At 40.5% G+C, this 17,050-nt stretch carries 10 protein-coding genes and 1 tRNA gene; 7 read left to right on the top strand and 4 right to left on the bottom strand.

What is annotated here, in order from left to right; translation table 11 throughout:
* Nucleotides 1–5: 5 nt before the first annotated feature.
* Nucleotides 6–1,253, bottom strand: coding sequence for a dicarboxylate/amino acid:cation symporter (locus D0T57_RS00130; RefSeq protein ID WP_163269624.1), 1,248 nt, complete (start codon nt 1,251–1,253; stop codon nt 6–8).
* 169 nt (nt 1,254–1,422) lie between these two features.
* Between D0T57_RS00130 and D0T57_RS00125 the strand changes: the two genes are divergently transcribed.
* Nucleotides 1,423–1,498: transfer RNA gene (locus tag D0T57_RS00125), tRNA-His, on the top strand.
* 62 nt (nt 1,499–1,560) lie between these two features.
* Here the strand turns inward: D0T57_RS00125 and feoB are convergent.
* Complete coding sequence (gene feoB / locus D0T57_RS00120; RefSeq protein WP_163269979.1) at nt 1,561–4,044, bottom strand: ferrous iron transport protein B; 2,484 nt, start codon at nt 4,042–4,044, stop codon at nt 1,561–1,563.
* Between the two features lie 461 nt (nt 4,045–4,505).
* Here feoB and D0T57_RS00115 point away from each other — a divergent pair, with 461 nt between their 5' ends.
* The 6 genes from D0T57_RS00115 to serB all read left to right on the top strand — a co-directional run bounded on the left by D0T57_RS00115 (nt 4,506) and on the right by serB (nt 13,381).
* Nucleotides 4,506–7,553, top strand: a complete 3,048-nt coding sequence (locus D0T57_RS00115; protein WP_163269622.1) for a TonB-dependent receptor — start codon at nt 4,506–4,508, stop codon at nt 7,551–7,553.
* Nucleotides 7,554–7,571: 18 nt separating this feature from the next.
* The gene (locus D0T57_RS00110) at nt 7,572–8,966 is read left to right on the top strand and encodes a RagB/SusD family nutrient uptake outer membrane protein (RefSeq protein ID WP_163269620.1); all 1,395 of its coding nucleotides are present in this window, start codon (nt 7,572–7,574) and stop codon (nt 8,964–8,966) included.
* 730 nt (nt 8,967–9,696) lie between these two features.
* A complete protein-coding gene (gene pyrE / locus D0T57_RS00105; protein ID WP_163269618.1) occupies nt 9,697–10,332 on the top strand; it encodes an orotate phosphoribosyltransferase in 636 nt (211 codons plus the stop codon).
* Nucleotides 10,333–10,346: 14 nt separating this feature from the next.
* The gene (locus tag D0T57_RS00100; RefSeq protein ID WP_163269616.1) at nt 10,347–10,787 is read left to right on the top strand and encodes an SRPBCC family protein; all 441 of its coding nucleotides are present in this window, start codon (nt 10,347–10,349) and stop codon (nt 10,785–10,787) included.
* 3 nt (nt 10,788–10,790) lie between these two features.
* Complete coding sequence (argH, locus tag D0T57_RS00095; RefSeq protein ID WP_163269614.1) at nt 10,791–12,122, top strand: argininosuccinate lyase; 1,332 nt, start codon at nt 10,791–10,793, stop codon at nt 12,120–12,122.
* Between the two features lie 38 nt (nt 12,123–12,160).
* Nucleotides 12,161–13,381, top strand: a complete 1,221-nt coding sequence (serB, locus tag D0T57_RS00090) for a phosphoserine phosphatase SerB (RefSeq protein ID WP_163269612.1) — start codon at nt 12,161–12,163, stop codon at nt 13,379–13,381.
* Nucleotides 13,382–13,726: 345 nt separating this feature from the next.
* On the opposite strand, the gene D0T57_RS00085 is transcribed toward serB, so the two are convergent.
* A complete protein-coding gene (locus tag D0T57_RS00085; RefSeq protein WP_163269610.1) occupies nt 13,727–15,340 on the bottom strand; it encodes an ABC-F family ATP-binding cassette domain-containing protein in 1,614 nt (537 codons plus the stop codon).
* Nucleotides 15,341–15,501: 161 nt separating this feature from the next.
* Nucleotides 15,502–16,944 carry a PDZ domain-containing protein gene (locus D0T57_RS00080; protein WP_163269608.1) on the bottom strand — a complete coding sequence of 481 codons (1,443 nt, stop codon included), beginning with the start codon at nt 16,942–16,944 and terminating at the stop codon, nt 15,502–15,504.
* Nucleotides 16,945–17,050: the final 106 nt, after the last annotated feature.

The following is a 17,050-nucleotide window of genomic DNA, read 5'->3' as shown; positions in this document are numbered from 1 at the left end:
GAATGTTATTGTTTAGATGGAATACTTTTATGATTCTTGGTCCGGTTCTTGCCCTCGCTCAACCGTGCAACCAACATGGCACACACAACATTGCCTGTAGAGTTGAGCAAGGTGGCGGGAATATCGATGATGGTACTTATTATTAATATAGTGCCTGCTAATTCGGGAGAAAAACCGAATACGGAGCATATGAGCAGCTCTCCGGTCATTCCTCCGCTTGGTATTGCGCCCATTACTGCGCCGACCAGCAAGGCCATGCCTATAATAACAAAGACGTTGGGCATTGGCATCGTTTGCCCGAATATGGTGAACAGGAATATTATTTTAATGACGCCTCCCATTATCGAACCGTCTTTGTGTATGTTCGTACCCAGAGGGATTACAGTTTCGGCGATGGAGGCTGGTACGCCCATCCGCTTACTACTTTCTATATTGATGGGGATACAGGCGGCACTCGAAGATGTGGCGATGGCCGTGAGGGCAGGGGCGGGAATGTTTTTCCAGAATGCAAAGAAGCCTTTCCTGCCTCCGGCTAATAGGGCATATAATGAGTTCAACCCGAAGAACGAGATGCCGGTAAGTATCAGGAATAAGATGAATACCTGCATATACCCGTTTAGTATTTGCTCTCCTAGTTTTCCTACCGTATCGGCGAAATAGCAGCCCAGTCCTATAGGAGCGGCTTTCATTATTATGCTCATCATTTTGAGTATAACTTCGGTTCCGGCATTCAGGAACGAGACGACAGGCTTTCCCTTCTCGCCAACCATAGAGGTTGCCAAGCCGAAGAATATGGAGAATATGATCAGCGGCAGCAGGTTTGATTTAGTGAATAGCAGAAGAAAATCGGATACGGTAAAAGTTTTCACAAGCACTTCAGCAGACGATAGCTGATTGGCAACAGGAGGTATGTAGCCAATATCCGATATTGAGTGTTGTATTCCCCCTAAAGGGTTGTATATGGATATGAAGCCGTAGGCCAGCAGTGCTGAAACGACGGCGGTAGCCAGAAAGACCAGAACGATATTGAGAATAACTTTCCCCACCATATTCGATTGCCTCATATTGCATATAGAGGACGATATGCTAAGGAATACGAGCGGAACGATGAGGACGAATATCAGGTTGAGAAAAATATCGCCTATCGGTTTCACCACAGAAGCATCTTCTCCAAAGACGACTCCGCATATGCCTCCGAGCAGTATTCCGGAAAGTAAGAGTAATGTAAAGCTATAGTTTTTTAAGATATCCATTTGTAGCAAAAGATAATTTATAGATGCAAAAATACATTTTCATTCCTAAATATAGGGGTTATCGGGTCTTAATCTTTGTAAGCATAAAGTAAAAGAGTATATATTTTTTTGATCTTACTTCTTGTTATTATAAGAAATTTGCCTATATTTGCACCGCAATTGCAAATATGGTGATCGTAGCTCAGTTGGTTAGAGCGTCGGATTGTGGTTCCGAAGGTCGCGGGTTCGAGCCCCGTCTTTCACCCTTGAAAAAGAAAAGCTTTCAGTACTGAAAGCTTTTTCTGTTTTTCAGAAGATCATGCTCTTGCTAAAAGAGCGAACCTATCTGGTATACGGCAAACGACACAATCCAGGCAAGCATAGTGGTGTATATGGCACTGAATAGCCCCCATTTCCACGACCCACCTTCTTCTTTTATAGCAGCTATTGTAGCCACACAAGGGAAATATATTAAGACAAACAATAATAGGCTGACCACCACCAAGGGGGTAAACGTATTGTTGCCATCAGCATCTTTTTCGTTAAGCAGGCGTGTTTCCAGCGATTCATGGTTTTCAGGGTTGCCTGTATATAAGACACTAAGGGTGCTCACTACAACTTCTTTAGCAGCCATTCCGGTAAGCAGGCTTACGCTTATCTTCCAGTCGAAACCAAGCGGCCGCATTGCAGGTTCAATAGCCTTTCCGATTCGCCCTATATATGAATTTTCCTGACGAAGCATAGTGCGGCTGTTTTCTATTTCGGCTATTTGCTCATCCTTTTGTTCCCCCGTTATATGTTTGTTGCCGAATGAAGTTTCTATCTGGGTCAGTTGCTTGTCGAAAGCTTCATCAGCCTCTTTGTTCTGAGGGAAATAGCCTAAGAACCATATTATAATGGATGCAATAAGTATTACTCCTCCCATTTTACGGAGGTACTGGCGTGACTTGTCCCACATATGTGTCATCACGGCTTTTGCCGTAGGCATACGGTATGGAGGGAGTTCCATTACAAAAGGTGTATCTTCTTTAGGGAAGAGGAATCGTTTAAACAGGCGGGCTGAAATCACAGCTATAAGTATGCCTGTGAAGTAGAGCCCGAATAAAACGAAACTGGCATACGACTTGAAAAAGATGCCGACAAAGAGCAGGTAAACCGGAAGCCGGGCACTGCAAGACATAAATGGATTTATCAACATGGTTATCATGCGGCTGTTCCTGCTTTCGATGGTACGTGTAGCCAATATTGCCGGCACATTGCAGCCAAATCCCATAACCAGAGGGATAAATGATTTTCCATGCAATCCCATTTTGTGCATTACCTTATCCATGATGAATGCGGCGCGTGACATATAACCCGAGTCTTCCATAAAGGAAATGAAGGCATATAATATAAGTATATTGGGTAGGAATACGATAACGCCCCCTACGCCCCCTATTATCCCGTCTACAATCAGGTCTTTGAGCATTCCTTCGGGCATACTTATCCTGACGAGGTTTCCAATCCATTCCACGCCACTTTCTATCCATCCCATCGGATACCCGCCCAGCCGGAAAGTACATTCAAACATTATCCACATGAAAAGGAAAAAGAGAGGGAAGCCCAGATACTTGTTTGTAACAATAGCGTCAATGACACGTGTGCGATCCGACTCCTGTGTCTTTTCCTTCAATGTTTCTTTCAGTCCTCCGGCGATGAAGCCGTAACGGGCATTGGTCAGTAGCGATTCGGTGTCTTCGCCAAGGGTTTCTTCAATGCTCTTTATCTCATTGTCTCTGAGTGCAAATATCTCCTTGCTGTAGGGGAAAGATGCTACATATTCCTCTATGTCCTTATCTTTTTCTATCAACTTGATGGAAATATACCGGCGGGGAAATGCAAGATGGGCAACTTCTGTTTTGCTTAACTTTATGTTTATCTTACTAATGGCATTCTCTATGCTATTGCCGTAATATATATGTACCCTGCGCGAAATAGTATCGCGTTTTTCGAAGATGTCGATGATAGTATCGAACAGGTCTTCTATTCCCATTCCCGAACGGGCAACGGTAGGAACCATCGGGATACCTATCATCTTTGATAGCCTCTTGTAGTCGAACTCGCTGCCGCTTTCCTGCAATTCGTCGTACATATTAAGTGCTATAACCGCCGGAACTTCCATATCTATCAGCTCGGTAGTCAGGTACAGGTTGCGTTCGAGGTTCGAGGCTGCTACTATGTTCAGTACTATGTCAGGGTGATCTTCTACCAGTTGTTTTCTGACGAAGAGCTCTTCCGGAGTGTAAGCAGAAAGGGAGTAAGTGCCTGGCAGGTCGACAATAATAAATGTATATCCTCCGTATTTGAATTTTCCTTCTTTTGCATCCACCGTAACCCCTCCATAGTTGCCAACATGTTCATGCGCTCCCGATGCAATATTGAAAAGAGAGGTTTTGCCTGCATTCGGATTGCCTACCAATGCTACTTTTATCTCCTTTTTGTTTCCGGTAATACTTGGTGTGGCATTGGGTTCGAGACTTTCTGTTCGATTATTATCTTCTTGTGGATAGCTGAAATTCTCTATAATAGTTTCCTGCTTTTGGAGTTGGTCAGGATAGATTACCTCGATAAGCTTTGCTTCACTGCGACGGAGCGAAACTTCATAATCCATTATCTTGTATTTGATAGGGTCTTTCAAGGGTGCATTCAGTATAACCTTAATGGTTTTGCCTTTTACAAATCCCATTTCCAGTATCCGTTTGCGAAATGCGCCGCTACCGTTTACCTTTATAATAATGCCTCTCTCTCCGGTTTTGAGGTCAGATAATAACATCATTAGTTTATCCTTTTTATTTTCAGTTGCAAAGATGGATATTTTTTGCCATATTATATACAAACAAACAGCGTTTTTTATTTAGAATGAGTATAAAAAAGGTGCATCGAGAGAGTGAGGGCTGGTGCGAAATCTTTCATTGAATTATTTTTTTTTAGAATTTAATGTTAAAAAATGCATTAATAAAGGCTCCCATTTTACCTTGTTTTTTGTCTTTTTGACACATGAATAAGGTTTCGTTTTGGTGTAGCGAGGTTTTTTTGTGGTTTTTATTGCTGTATTTGGCTGTTTTTCTGTCAATTTGTGCTGTTTGCGGCATTACGGTTGCAATTTGTCATTTCCGCAATTTTTTTTAATTTTGTGTATCCAAAAATAAATAGATGCTAAAAATAAGACTTGCGTCTGAATGTTATGGGAGATATAACATTGGTTTTTAATATTTTATAATAAATAGTGTTTGTATGAAGAAAAGAATGGTGTTTTTTCTGTCCTGCTTATTTATAAGCATAGGGCTTGTTATGGCACAAACTACGACGCGGTTTAACGGTATTGTCGTTGACGGTAACGGAGAACCTGTGATTAGTGCTTCTGTTGTGGTAAAAGGTACTACTATCGGTACTGTGACAGATTTAGATGGTAAATATTCCATTAATGTTCCGGAAGGAAAGAGTACGCTGGTATTTACCCTTGTAGGGATGAAAACCGTAGAGGTTAAGGCTGTTCAAGGCATGACAGTGACGATGGCGGACAACGTGACAGAGTTGAGTGCAGTTGAGATAACTGTGCCTTATGGAACAACCCAAAAGGCTTCATTTACAGGAGCAGCCAGTGTTGTTACGTCAGATGCTATCAAGGATGTGCCAGCTGTCTCTTTTGAGAAAGCGATGCAGGGAATATCTCCAGGTATTTCAATTACATCTCCGTCAGGGCAACCAGGATCACAACAGTCAATACGACTGCGTGGTATGGGGTCTATTAACGGATCTAACGAACCTTTGTATGTGATAGATGGGATTCCCGTAGTTCCAGAAAATATGTCAGTGTCAGGAGTTAGTGGCTCGGCTGGTAGTTTGGGTATTTCAAGTTTGATCAGGACTTCTGATATAGCGTCAATAACGATACTAAAAGATGCTGCTGCATCTGCTATGTATGGTTCTCGCGGTGCTAATGGTGTTATAATAATAACTACGAAAGGTGGTAAATCAGGAAAGACAAGAGTCTCTCTGAAAGCTTCGGTTGGTTTTAATGATTGGGCAGTAACAAGCCGGAAGGTTCTTAATGGAGATCAATTCCGCGATGTTATGAAAGATTCATGGTATAATAAACAAATAGATGGGGGTGCATCTCACGAAGATGCCATGGCTAGTGCTCAAGCTCGCATCGACGCGTTTTACCCTATACCAGAAGGGGGATATTCTGATTGGGAGGATGCCTTGTTTAAAAGTACAGGAACTATTCAGAACTATGAGGCCTCAATAGAGGGTGGTAATGATAAAACTAAATTTTTTGCGTCGCTAGGTGCTCTTGACGAATCAGGTAAAGCTGAAAATTCATGGATTAAGCAATACACAGGTCGATTAAACTTAAGCCATGAAACCGACAATCTAAAAATGGGGGCGAATATTTCGATAGCACAAGTTAAGAAAAACCGTGTAGCAGAAGGTGGGGCTTATGCAAACCCTTATTATGCAACAAGAAACTATCTGGCGCCGACTACACCTATATACAATGCCGATGGTACTTTTTATGAAGGAACAATGCTTGGCGGTTTGGCCAATCCAGTTAAATCGTTAAATACCGATAAATATTTGTTAGACGTGTTTAGCGCAAGAGCTTCATTTTGGGCTCAGTACAAGATTTATGATAATTTGCAGTTTAAACAAACATTGAGTTATGATTATAACAATGTAAGATCAACTACTGTATGGTCAAAAGATGGTAGGAATGGTGCGAATGCAGGTGGTTTGACTATTAAAATGACGCCAGAATCCAGAAAATTATATTCATCTTCTATTTTGTCATATGATAAAACTTTTAAGGATGTTCATAATTTTGATGTGCTGATAGGCTGGGATGTTGAAAAAAGAGTCGAAGATATGATTCAAGCTGTAGGTCAAGGATATGCGTCGTCACAAGTATATGAACTTGCTGGTGCAGCAACACCTACTGGAGCTTACTCTGTGAAGGACAATGACCGCATATTGTCCGTCCTTTCCCGATTAAATTATAATTATGATAACAAGTATTATGCTTCGGCTAGCTTGAGACGTGACGGTAGTACTCGTTTTGGAGAGAATAACCGCTGGGGTACATTCTGGTCTCTATCGGGTGCATGGCGTGTATCTGCTGAAAAGTTTATGTCTTCATTAACATTTATTGATGATTTAAAACTTAGAACCTCATATGGTGAAACCGGAAACCTACCTTCGACATATTATTCGTCACAAAATACATATTATGTGACAGCCAGTTATATGGGGTCTCCAGGAACATATCCAGCAAGAATATTTAATCCTGACTTGAAATGGGAAAAATTCAATACATTAGACTTTGGTCTCGAAGCTAGATTGTTTAATCGTTTGTCTTTTGAGTTAGACTTATACAATAAAAAATCAAAAGATCTGATTGCTACGGTTCCAGTCTCTCATACTACCGGATTTGTCAACTATGTGGCAAACTTGGGCGAAATGTCGAATAAAGGTATTGAAATCTCAATAGGTGTTGATGTCGTTAATAATAAAGATTTCTTTTGGCATACAAAACTGAACCTTGCTCATAATTCAAATAAAGTAACAAAAGTGTATGGGGACCAGGAAATTAAGAGTAGAGACGGGTTGCCGTTTATAACAAAGACAGGAGAATCGTATTATTCTTTCTATACAAGGGAGTATGCAGGAGTTAATCCTGAAACTGGAGCGGAACAATGGTATACAAATAAATTAAAAGACGACGGAACTCTTTCCCGGGATATCACGGAAAACCCAGCATTGGCCGAGCGTGTCCTAATCGATAAAGCAGATCCAGATTTAACTGGAGGATGGTCTAACACCTTCTCTTATAAAGGATTTGAACTTTCGGCACTAGTGTCATTCTCTTTGGGTGGTAGATTTTATGATGAGGGATGGATTCGAGACACTAATGGTATGTATGACTTTAATTACAGTTATATGCCATCTATAGGACAATATGAAAATAGATGGAGAAAATCGGGAGATACAGGAGTCGGACGCCGTATCACTGGATATGCCTATGGAAACTACTCTTCGTCAAAATGGATACATAGTTCAACACATGCTAGGTTGAAAAATATATCTTTAAGCTATACTTTGCCAACGCATGTTGTAAAGAAAATTAATTTAGGGTCTGTAAGGTTTATTGTTAATGCTACTAATTTATTGACTTTGAGAAAAACTGCAGACTTCGATCCTGAAGTTCCGTCTGATTATATTGTTGGATATGCACTACCTCCTCTCAAAGATGTTACTTTTGGAGTGGAATTGAGTTTTTAATTTTAAAAAATAATAGATATGTATAATATAAAAAAATTGCTAAGTGGCGCAATTTTGTTGGGGTTAATTTCGTTTTCGGCATGTTCCGATTTCCTAGAAGTGTCTCCTAGCGACCAAATACCAAATGAAACAGCCGTTACCACTGTTGGTGAAGCTACAGCTGCACTAAATGGTGTATATACAGGTTTTGTTTCGCGTTATTATTATGGAACAGACATGATCACCTATGGTGATGTGAGGGGGGATGATATGGCTACGACTTTTAATGGTCAACGTACATATAGCCAATTTACATTTGGTCATGCTACAGCGTTGACATCTACAAATGGAGGTTCTTTCTGGCAATATATTTACAGAAATATGAATAGGGTAAATAACCTTATAACGAAGATTGATGCAGGTTCTGTTAAGATAAGTACAGAGAAAGAACAAACAACATTAGATGACGTAAGAGGGCAGGCCTTAGCTTTGAGAGCATTAATGCACTTTGATGTATTGAAAATATATGGGGAACCATATCTTAAAAATAAGAGTGCGTGGGGTGCAATCATCGCCGATAAGGTCTTTTCGAAAAATGATAAGCCTCAAAGAAGTACAGTTGAGCAAACATATACATTTATTTTGGGTGATCTGAAGGAAGCATTAGGTATAAGTACTTCAAAAGTTTTGTTGAATAAAACCAAAACAAATGGAAAGATGAGCTACTGGGCTGCAAAAGCCTTGCTTGCCAGAGTTTATCTCTATATGGGAGATTATGAAAATGCATATAAAGAAGCAAAAGATGTAGTTACAAATGGAGGATACTCTCTTATTGGTAATGCAGATTATGTGAATTCATGGTCTCAAGAATTTACTACCGAATCTATCTTTGAAATCCACAGTTCAGAAACGGACAATGCTGATAGAGAAGGAATTGGGTATGTATGGAGCATTGATGGATATTATGCCTCTATTATAACAAAAGAATTGCATGATATATTAAAAGAAGACGCTAAAGATGTTCGTTTGGGGTTATTGGAAGCTGAGCAACTGGACAATGCGGGCACAATGGGTTATTTTATAAATAAGTATCCTGGTAGGAATGGAAATGTTTATGTTAATAACACTCGTGTGATACGTCTATCTGATATGTATTTAATTGTAGCTGAAGCTGGTTCTCGAACAGGAAAATCAGATGCTTCTACCTATCTGAATGCTATACGTAAACGAGCTAATCCGGAAGCTACAGATGTTACAGCTACTCTTGATTTAGTAATGAAAGAAAGACGTAAAGAGTTATTTGGGGAAGGACATCGTTTCTTTGATATAATTAGAGACTTGGGTACTAGTACAGTTAATCGTGTGGGATATTTGCCTAACACTCCAATAACCAGAAAAGATCAAGTGCCAGTGACCAAGCTGAAATTGATGTGAATCCAGATATACATCAAAATGCAGATTATTGATTTATCGTGTAGCTTGTGATATAACAAAAAAGATCATTCAATACTGAATGGTCTTTTTTTGTTAACATTTTATATATGTCTATCTACTGGAAAAAGCGTAACTATTCTTTATCTTTAATCTCAATAAAAATAAGATCTTATGTTTCAAGAAATAATTGTCGGATTAATAGGAGTGGTTGTCTCAATAATTATTATATACAAAATATACAACTTTTTCTTCTCCGCAAACGAACAAAAAAAAGGCTGCGGCTGTTCTACATGCGGGTGCAGCACCAAGAAGAAAGACGTTAATTATTGATACAATATTTGGAAAGTAAAATTCTTTTGCATAACTTTGATTTAGCTAAAGGAGATTAGTTTAAGTCGTGTTGGTCGATTGGGAAACTCATCAATTAATACAAATATCCGAGACAAGCTTTTGATTCTAATGGCGGGCCACACCTCCGGGTTGCATCGCACAGTGGATTACAAAGGGATCAAGGCACTCAAATCCTGTTTTATGGAGTTTCGGCTATATCCACCAATACGGCTTTATTATACTAGAGGAGTAATCTGATTTTCAGATTGCTCCTCTTTGTTTCTATTATTTACTCCAAGTTTAAATATATTTCTTTATGCTATAATTTCTTTTATTTTATCTATAAATCGTATATTTGTAGCCTGATAAAATAGATTGTTGTTATTTTGAAAAAAAAAATATGAGCACCAGCACATTAGAAAAGCTTACAGCAGAAAAACTCCTTAGTATTAGAGCTATTAAACTGCAACCATCCAATCCCTTTACTTGGGCCTCGGGGTGGAAATCGCCAATATATTGCGATAACCGTAAGTTGATATCATACCCCCGTATCCGCACATTTATAAAGACAGAACTATCGCGTCTTATTCTCGAAAATTTTACAGAAGTTGATGCCATAGCAGGCGTTGCCACCGGAGCCATTGCGCCCGGAGCATTGGTCGCCGATTTACTAGGGCTTCCTTTCATATATATACGTTCTACACCAAAAGATCACGGACTGGAAAACCTAATAGAAGGCGAACTTAAACCAGGCAGCAAAGTCGTTGTCGTCGAAGACCTTGTATCTACGGGGTCGAGCAGCCTAAAGGCCGTAGAAGCCATTCGTAAAGACGGATCGGAAGTTGTAGGTATGGTTGCCAATTTTACATATGGATTTCCTATCGCAACCGATAAGTTTGCTCAAGCAGGAGTCGAATTGTTGACTTTGACCAACTATGATGCTGTGCTCGACGAGGCGTTGCGCATAGATTATATCGCCGAATCCGACCTCGAAACACTTCAGGAATGGCGTAAAGCTCCGGCAGACTGGAAATAAATAAGATATAGGAGATGGCTGAATATACCAGTGAAATAAAGATTATACCATATCAAAATAAGGATGTATTTGCAGTCTTGTCCGATTTGAATAATCTGGAATTAGCAAAAGATAAGATACCTCAGGATAAAATTAAGGGATTTTCTTTTGATAAAGATTCTTGTACCGTAACTGTAGACCCGATAGGTCAAGTCAGATTTCTTGTAGTAGAAAGAGAGCCTGACAAAACAATAAAATTCCAAGCAGAGCAATTGCCCTTCGACGTGAAGATGTGGATACAGCTATTGCCCGATTCCGAAGGCAATTCCAGAATGAAACTTACCATACAAGCCGATCTAAATCCCTTTTTGAAGCCGATGGTCTCCAAACCCTTGCAGACCGGAATAGATAAGGTGGTAGAAGTGCTCGCTGCATTGCCGTATCGTGAAATTTTGAATAACAGAACAGAAGAATAACCGATGAAACTTTGGGAGAAGAGCGTTCAGGTAAATAAAGATGTAGAAACATATACTGTTGGACGCGACAGGGAGCTCGATGTATATCTTGCTCCATTTGATGTTTTAGGATCGATGGCTCATATAACAATGCTCGAATCTGTCGGGCTTCTGCAGCAGGAAGAACTGAGGCTCCTTTCCAAAGAGCTGAAGCAAATATATGAGATTGCCGTTGATGGTAAATTTGTAATAGAAGATGGTATCGAAGATGTTCATTCGCAAGTAGAATTGATGCTTACCCGCAAACTAGGCGATGTGGGGAAAAAAATACATAGCGGACGTTCGCGCAATGACCAGGTTTTGGTCGACCTGAAATTATTTACACGCCATCAGATCCATATTCTTGTCGATTCTGTATCCCGTCTTATAGATATTCTAATAGATCAGAGTGAAAAATATAAGGATGTGTTGATGCCGGGATACACCCACCTGCAGATAGCGATGCCTTCATCTTTCGGGCTTTGGTTTGGTGCCTATGCCGAAAGTTTGGTCGACGACCTGCAAGTTCTTCTGGCAGCATATAAAGTCTGCAATCGCAACCCTCTAGGTTCGGCGGCGGGCTATGGCTCGTCTTTCCCTCTCAATCGCCAGATGACCACCGATTTGCTGGGATTCGATTCTATGGACTATAATGTAGTATATGCGCAAATGGGCAGGGGGAAAATGGAACGGATAGTTTCTTTCGCCATTGCATCCATTGCAGGTACATTATCTAAACTGTCGTACGACGCATGCTTGTACAATAGCCAAAACTTTGGTTTCATTAAATTGCCGGATGAATATACAACCGGATCAAGCATTATGCCCCATAAGAAAAATCCTGATGTATTTGAACTTACGCGAGCAAAATGCAATAAACTTCAAGCCTTACCTAACGATATTACCTTGATTATAAACAATCTGCCTTCAGGATACTTCCGCGACTTGCAAATCATAAAAGAACAGTTTATCCCTTCATTCGAAGAAGTGAACGATTGCCTGAATATGGTGGGGCATATGGTTAGCGAATTGGAGGTAAATAGGAATATACTAGACGACCCTAAGTACCTGCTTATATTCAGTGTCGAAGAAGTAAACCGCCTAGTTTTGGAGGGAATGCCATTTCGCGATGCTTATAAACATGTAGGATTGGAAATAGAAAAAGGCAATTTCGCCCACGATAAGACAGTAGCCCATACGCACGAAGGTAGTATTGGCAACTTGTGCAATGACCGCATAAATATACTAAAACAGCAAATCATAGATCAGTTCGATTTCGCAAAAGCAGAAAAAGCAGAAAAAGCTTTACTCGCTTGATTACAAAGTATCAAGAAATCTGATTATTAGAAATTACAATGGAAAATTCGGAAATAATATTAGCAAGCCTGTCAGGTGAAGATAAACCTGGAGTTACAGCGGCGCTGACAGCCGTTTTAGCAAATCATAATGCAAATATACTTGATATTGGCCAGGCAAATATTCATCATTCATTGTCTCTTGCTATTATGTTTGAGGCTTCTAATGCAGGAGAAGTCATTAAAGATTTGTTGTTTAAAGCCACAGAGATTGGCGTTATAATCCGTTTTTCGCCTATCAGCAAAGAAGAATACTCCCGTTGGGTATGTACACAAGGCATAAAAAACCGCTACATTGTGACCTTGCTGGGGCGTACATTAAAGCCCGAGCAGATATCGGCCGTAGCACAAATCAGCCAGAAATATAAGCTTAATATAGAGAAAATAATACGCCTGACCGGACGTGTCCCTTTGAATGGAGCAGACAGGCCGGGAAGATCTTGTATCGAACTTGCAATAAGAGGTGCAGTGGACGATGTTCAGGAATTGAAGCATGAATTTATGAAGCTTGCCGACGAACAGGGCATAGACATTGCTTTTCAGGTAGAAAGTATGTATCGCCGTATGCGCCGCCTTGTATGTTTCGATATGGATTCTACATTGATACAAACAGAAGTGATAGACGAACTGGCAGAACGTGCCGGAGTGGGCGAGCGGGTAAAAGCTATTACAGAATCGGCTATGCGTGGCGAAATAGATTTCTCCGAAAGCTTCAAGCAAAGGGTTTCATTGCTTAAAGGGCTTGATGAATCGGTAATGAAAGAGATCGCCGAGAATTTGCCTATAACAGAAGGTATGACCCGCCTTATCCGTGTATTGAAGAAGAGCGGATGCAAACTGGCTATCTTATCAGGGGGATTTACCTATTTCGGTAATTATCTGAAAGAGAAGTACGGGTTCGACTATGTTTATGCTAACGAACTGGAAATAGAAAATGGAAAGTTGACAGGCAACTATGTAGGGGATATTGTAGACGGTAAGCGTAAAGCAGAGCTTCTACGGCTGCTTGCTCAGGTAGAAAAAGTTGATATACAGCAGACTGTTGCAGTCGGCGATGGTGCTAATGATTTGCCAATGTTGGGAATTGCCGGTTTGGGAATTGCTTTCCATGCAAAGCCTAAAGTCAAAGAGAATGCCAAACAATCTTTGTCGACAGTAGGGCTCGATGGTATTTTATATTTCTTGGGTTATAGAGATGCAATGCTCGATGGCGAAGCCTAACCTTTAGAAAAACAGGATAAAAGGGGAGCATTCCAGTAACTCAATATCCTAAGAAATACTTTCACAAGCAATTATTTGAATAGTTTGTAAGGTTGGTATAAACTTACGGTTTGTTACCAGAGGAAAATTAATGCCCAGAACACCATATTACTCCCCCTTTATTTTTGGTCTTAATTACTCAATTGTTTTCTCCACTTTCACATTAATTTATCTTCAATGCAAAGATATGAATGAAATTGGAGCAATCAAAATTATTCGTGTTAAAAAGACGCATTGGGGAAGGGTGATAAAAAAGAGAGCTTTTTAATGCTCTCTTTTTCAGATTTATAAAGCTGATTATCCTCCTTATTTATACATCTTCTCGCGCAATGCTTTTATCTCATCCGATGTGATATAATCATCATAATCAATGATTTTATCAATTGTTCCGTTTGGCGTAAGTTCTATAACCCTGTTACATACAGTCTGAATAAACTCATGGTCGTGAGACGACATCAAGACATTGCCTTTAAAGTTTATCAATGTATTATTGAATGCTTGTATAGATTCCAGGTCGAGGTGATTTGTCGGAGAATCCAGTATCAGGCAATTGGCATTTTTCATCATCATACGCGCTATCATACAACGCATTTTTTCACCTCCCGATAATACTTTGGTGTTTTTAAGAACCTCTTCTCCGGAAAATAGCATCCTGCCCAAAAAGCCTTTAATATATATTTCGCTCGTATCGTCAGAAAACTGAGACAGCCAGTCTATAAGGTTTATATCATCTTTGAAGTAATCGCCATTGTCGAGTGGTAGGTATGCAGTTGTAATTGTTTGCCCCCAGCTAAATGTGCCAGCGTCAGGCTTCGCATAGTCGTTTATGATCTCGAAAAAGGCAGTCATAGCCCGCGGATCTTTCGACAAGAATATAACCTTATCGTCTTTTTCTATGTTGAAATTAATATTGTCGAACAACACCTTTCCTTCTACAGACTTGCTAAGCCCGTTGACCTCCAGTATTTTATTTCCCGGTTCCCTGTCTGGCGTAAATATTATACCCGGATACCTGCGCGAAGATGGTTTAATTTCCTCTATATTAAGTTTTTCGAGCATCTTCTTCCGGCTGGTAGTCTGCTTCGATTTGGCTACATTGGCACTAAACCTGCGGATAAACTCTTCCAGTTCTTTCTTCTTCTCTTCGGCCTTCTTGTTCTGTTGTTGTTGCTGGCGAAGTGCAAGCTGGCTCGACTCGTACCAGAAGCTATAGTTGCCGGCAAACATAGCAACCTTGCCAAAGTCTATATCTACAGTGTGGGTACATACCGAATCGAGGAAGTGGCGGTCGTGCGAAACTACCAGTATCGTATTTTCTGCATTAGCCAGATAATTCTCCAGCCACATCACGGTTTCTATATCAAGGTCGTTGGTCGGCTCATCGAGCAGCAGGTTGTCAGGATTACCAAATAGGGCACGTGCAAGCAATATACGTACTTTTTGTTTTCCGCTCATGTCGCCCATCATCTGGTAATGGAATGCATCGGGAATCCCTAAGCCGTTGAGCAGGATTGCAGCATCGCTTTCGGCATTCCAACCTTCTAATTCGGCAAATTTCTCTTCCAGTTCCGAGGCTCTTATGCCATCGGTATCCGAGAAATCTTCTTTAGCATACAATACTTCTTTTTCTTTCATTATATCCCACAGCACATCGTGGCCTTGCAATACCGTGTCCATTACGGTTTGATGGTCGAAAGCAAAGTGGTCTTGCGATAGTACCGAAAGCCTTTCTCCCGAACCTAATGAGAATGTACCGGTAGTTGCATCTTTTTCTCCGCTAAGTATCTTGAGGAATGTCGATTTTCCTGCTCCATTTGCACCGATGATGCCATAGCAGTTGCCGCTGCTAAATTTGAGATTCACATCTTGAAATAAAACTCTCTTGCCAAACTGAATGCCTAAATTAGAAACTGTAATCATTTTATATCTTTTGTTGTATCAATATTGTTTACGTATGATAGCCGTACAATGAATTTGGGCGCAAAGGTAGGGATTTTGAATGATAATTATAAATAAATCAAGACAAAGATTCTGCTATTATGGCTAAACCTTTGTCCCAAAACTTCGTATAATGTATTTATTTATAAGGCTTTTACAATAACCGATTCGCGTATTTGAGGTGTTACCCTAAATATGCGGTTTTGCATACCGTCCCACGCTTCTATCGTTATAGCCTTATCGTTGTTGTTGATATTTACATAGTTACGGAAATTATACAAGTACGAAAATATAGTAAAATAATTGCTCTTCTGGAAATTCTTGGCAATATCGCTATAGTAGGCCGGATTCCATAACATACACTCTGTAAAACCTTCTGCATTTGCAAATTGTGTCGATTTATCCCTCATACTCATTGTCTCGGCAATGAAGTGCTTATAACCGTTCGATAACTGGTCTTTTGTATAATCGAGTTTCTTCCCGCCAATCTTCTTTATTACGTATCCGGGGCGCAGGCCGGCCTCGAATGCGGGCGAACCGGCATCAATATCCTTTATCGTAGTCAGGTTTTCGGTATCGTAATATATACCGGTGTAATTGTACCGGTTAAATTCTACCTTATATTCTGCTCCGATCTTTGAGTTTGAATAAGGGAACTGCTTTAACATCAATGGAGTATGAAACTCCACATACCTGTCTAGCGGATAGCGCGAAGCCAGATAGTCGGTAATGTTGCAATCCCATATTTGTGTCAGTTTTGTGGTGTCTATATATTTACGGTCGTATATGCTAAAGCCATATTCTACAATGAACTGGGCGGCCGTTTCGGTATTCGGTTCGTTTTGCCCGAATATAGGTAGTTCTACCATCCTTTTCTTGTCGCTGTCGTAGCGCCATGTAGATGATGAGTAGCTGGGGTTGACCAATGCCGTAAACCGTGGGTTTGGTACATAGCTGTAATAAACCTGCACCAGCATATCCGGATCGGTGGTATCGCGTACTAGTCCTTTTGCCAATAATTCTTGTTCGAGCAGGGCTGTTATTTTTGCATCTATCGGCGGCACTTCTTCTCCTTTGGCCAGGTAGAAATCGAACGAGTGGTAGTCGGTAAACTCTACATCCTTATCGGGTTCTATGGCTAGTGGAAGGTAGAAGTTTCGTTCGTTGGTATCTTCGAGGCTGTAGAACGAAAAGATGCGGGAGAGATCGCGCTCGCTTATCGACCCTATAGCAATACATTCTCTGTTCAGTGTATATTCCTTGAAGTATGTATTCATATTGCGGATGGTAAACTTCGCTGTAGGCGCATACATATCGTCGAACAGCCAGTTTGCAATAGTCTGGTTATCGCGCAGGTATGTAGCTTTACCGTTTATCTCCATGATGATATCGTTGACCTTCACCCCTGCTTTTTCGGCAGGCGAGTTGGGGGTAACATCGGTAATGATTAGTTCGCCGAATCCCCAGTTTTTGTTCTGGCTGACTTCGAACGAAAAGCCAAAATAGCAATTCTTGTCGTATCCTTGCGATTTTATGGCTGTTGCAGAGAAAGATAGTAGCAGGATGATAATGAGTGTTTTCCTCATAGTTTTATAGTTGAAATAAATATTGGACGCAAAGATAAGATTTTTTGATAAATGTGTATATCCGACGCCTAAGGCTACGGATTCTTTTCTTGGCTTATTGTCACTC

Source organism: Dysgonomonas sp. 511 (genome assembly GCF_010501105.1).
Classification (GTDB): domain Bacteria; phylum Bacteroidota; class Bacteroidia; order Bacteroidales; family Dysgonomonadaceae; genus Dysgonomonas.
This window is presented reverse-complemented; position numbering and strand designations above follow the sequence as displayed.

Bases quoted from the DNA above. Each gene is read 5' to 3' on its own strand.
- D0T57_RS00130 (WP_163269624.1), bottom strand. From the start codon at position 1,253: ATGGATATCTTAAAAAACTATAGCTTTACATTACTCTTACTTTCCGGA.
- feoB (WP_163269979.1), bottom strand. From the start codon at position 4,044: ATGTTATTATCTGACCTCAAAACCGGAGAGAGAGGCATTATTATAAAG.
- D0T57_RS00115 (WP_163269622.1), top strand. From the start codon at position 4,506: ATGAAGAAAAGAATGGTGTTTTTTCTGTCCTGCTTATTTATAAGCATA.
- D0T57_RS00110 (WP_163269620.1), top strand. From the start codon at position 7,572: ATGTATAATATAAAAAAATTGCTAAGTGGCGCAATTTTGTTGGGGTTA.
- pyrE (WP_163269618.1), top strand. From the start codon at position 9,697: ATGAGCACCAGCACATTAGAAAAGCTTACAGCAGAAAAACTCCTTAGT.
- D0T57_RS00100 (WP_163269616.1), top strand. From the start codon at position 10,347: ATGGCTGAATATACCAGTGAAATAAAGATTATACCATATCAAAATAAG.
- argH (WP_163269614.1), top strand. From the start codon at position 10,791: ATGAAACTTTGGGAGAAGAGCGTTCAGGTAAATAAAGATGTAGAAACA.
- serB (WP_163269612.1), top strand. From the start codon at position 12,161: ATGGAAAATTCGGAAATAATATTAGCAAGCCTGTCAGGTGAAGATAAA.
- D0T57_RS00085 (WP_163269610.1), bottom strand. From the start codon at position 15,340: ATGATTACAGTTTCTAATTTAGGCATTCAGTTTGGCAAGAGAGTTTTA.
- D0T57_RS00080 (WP_163269608.1), bottom strand. From the start codon at position 16,944: ATGAGGAAAACACTCATTATCATCCTGCTACTATCTTTCTCTGCAACA.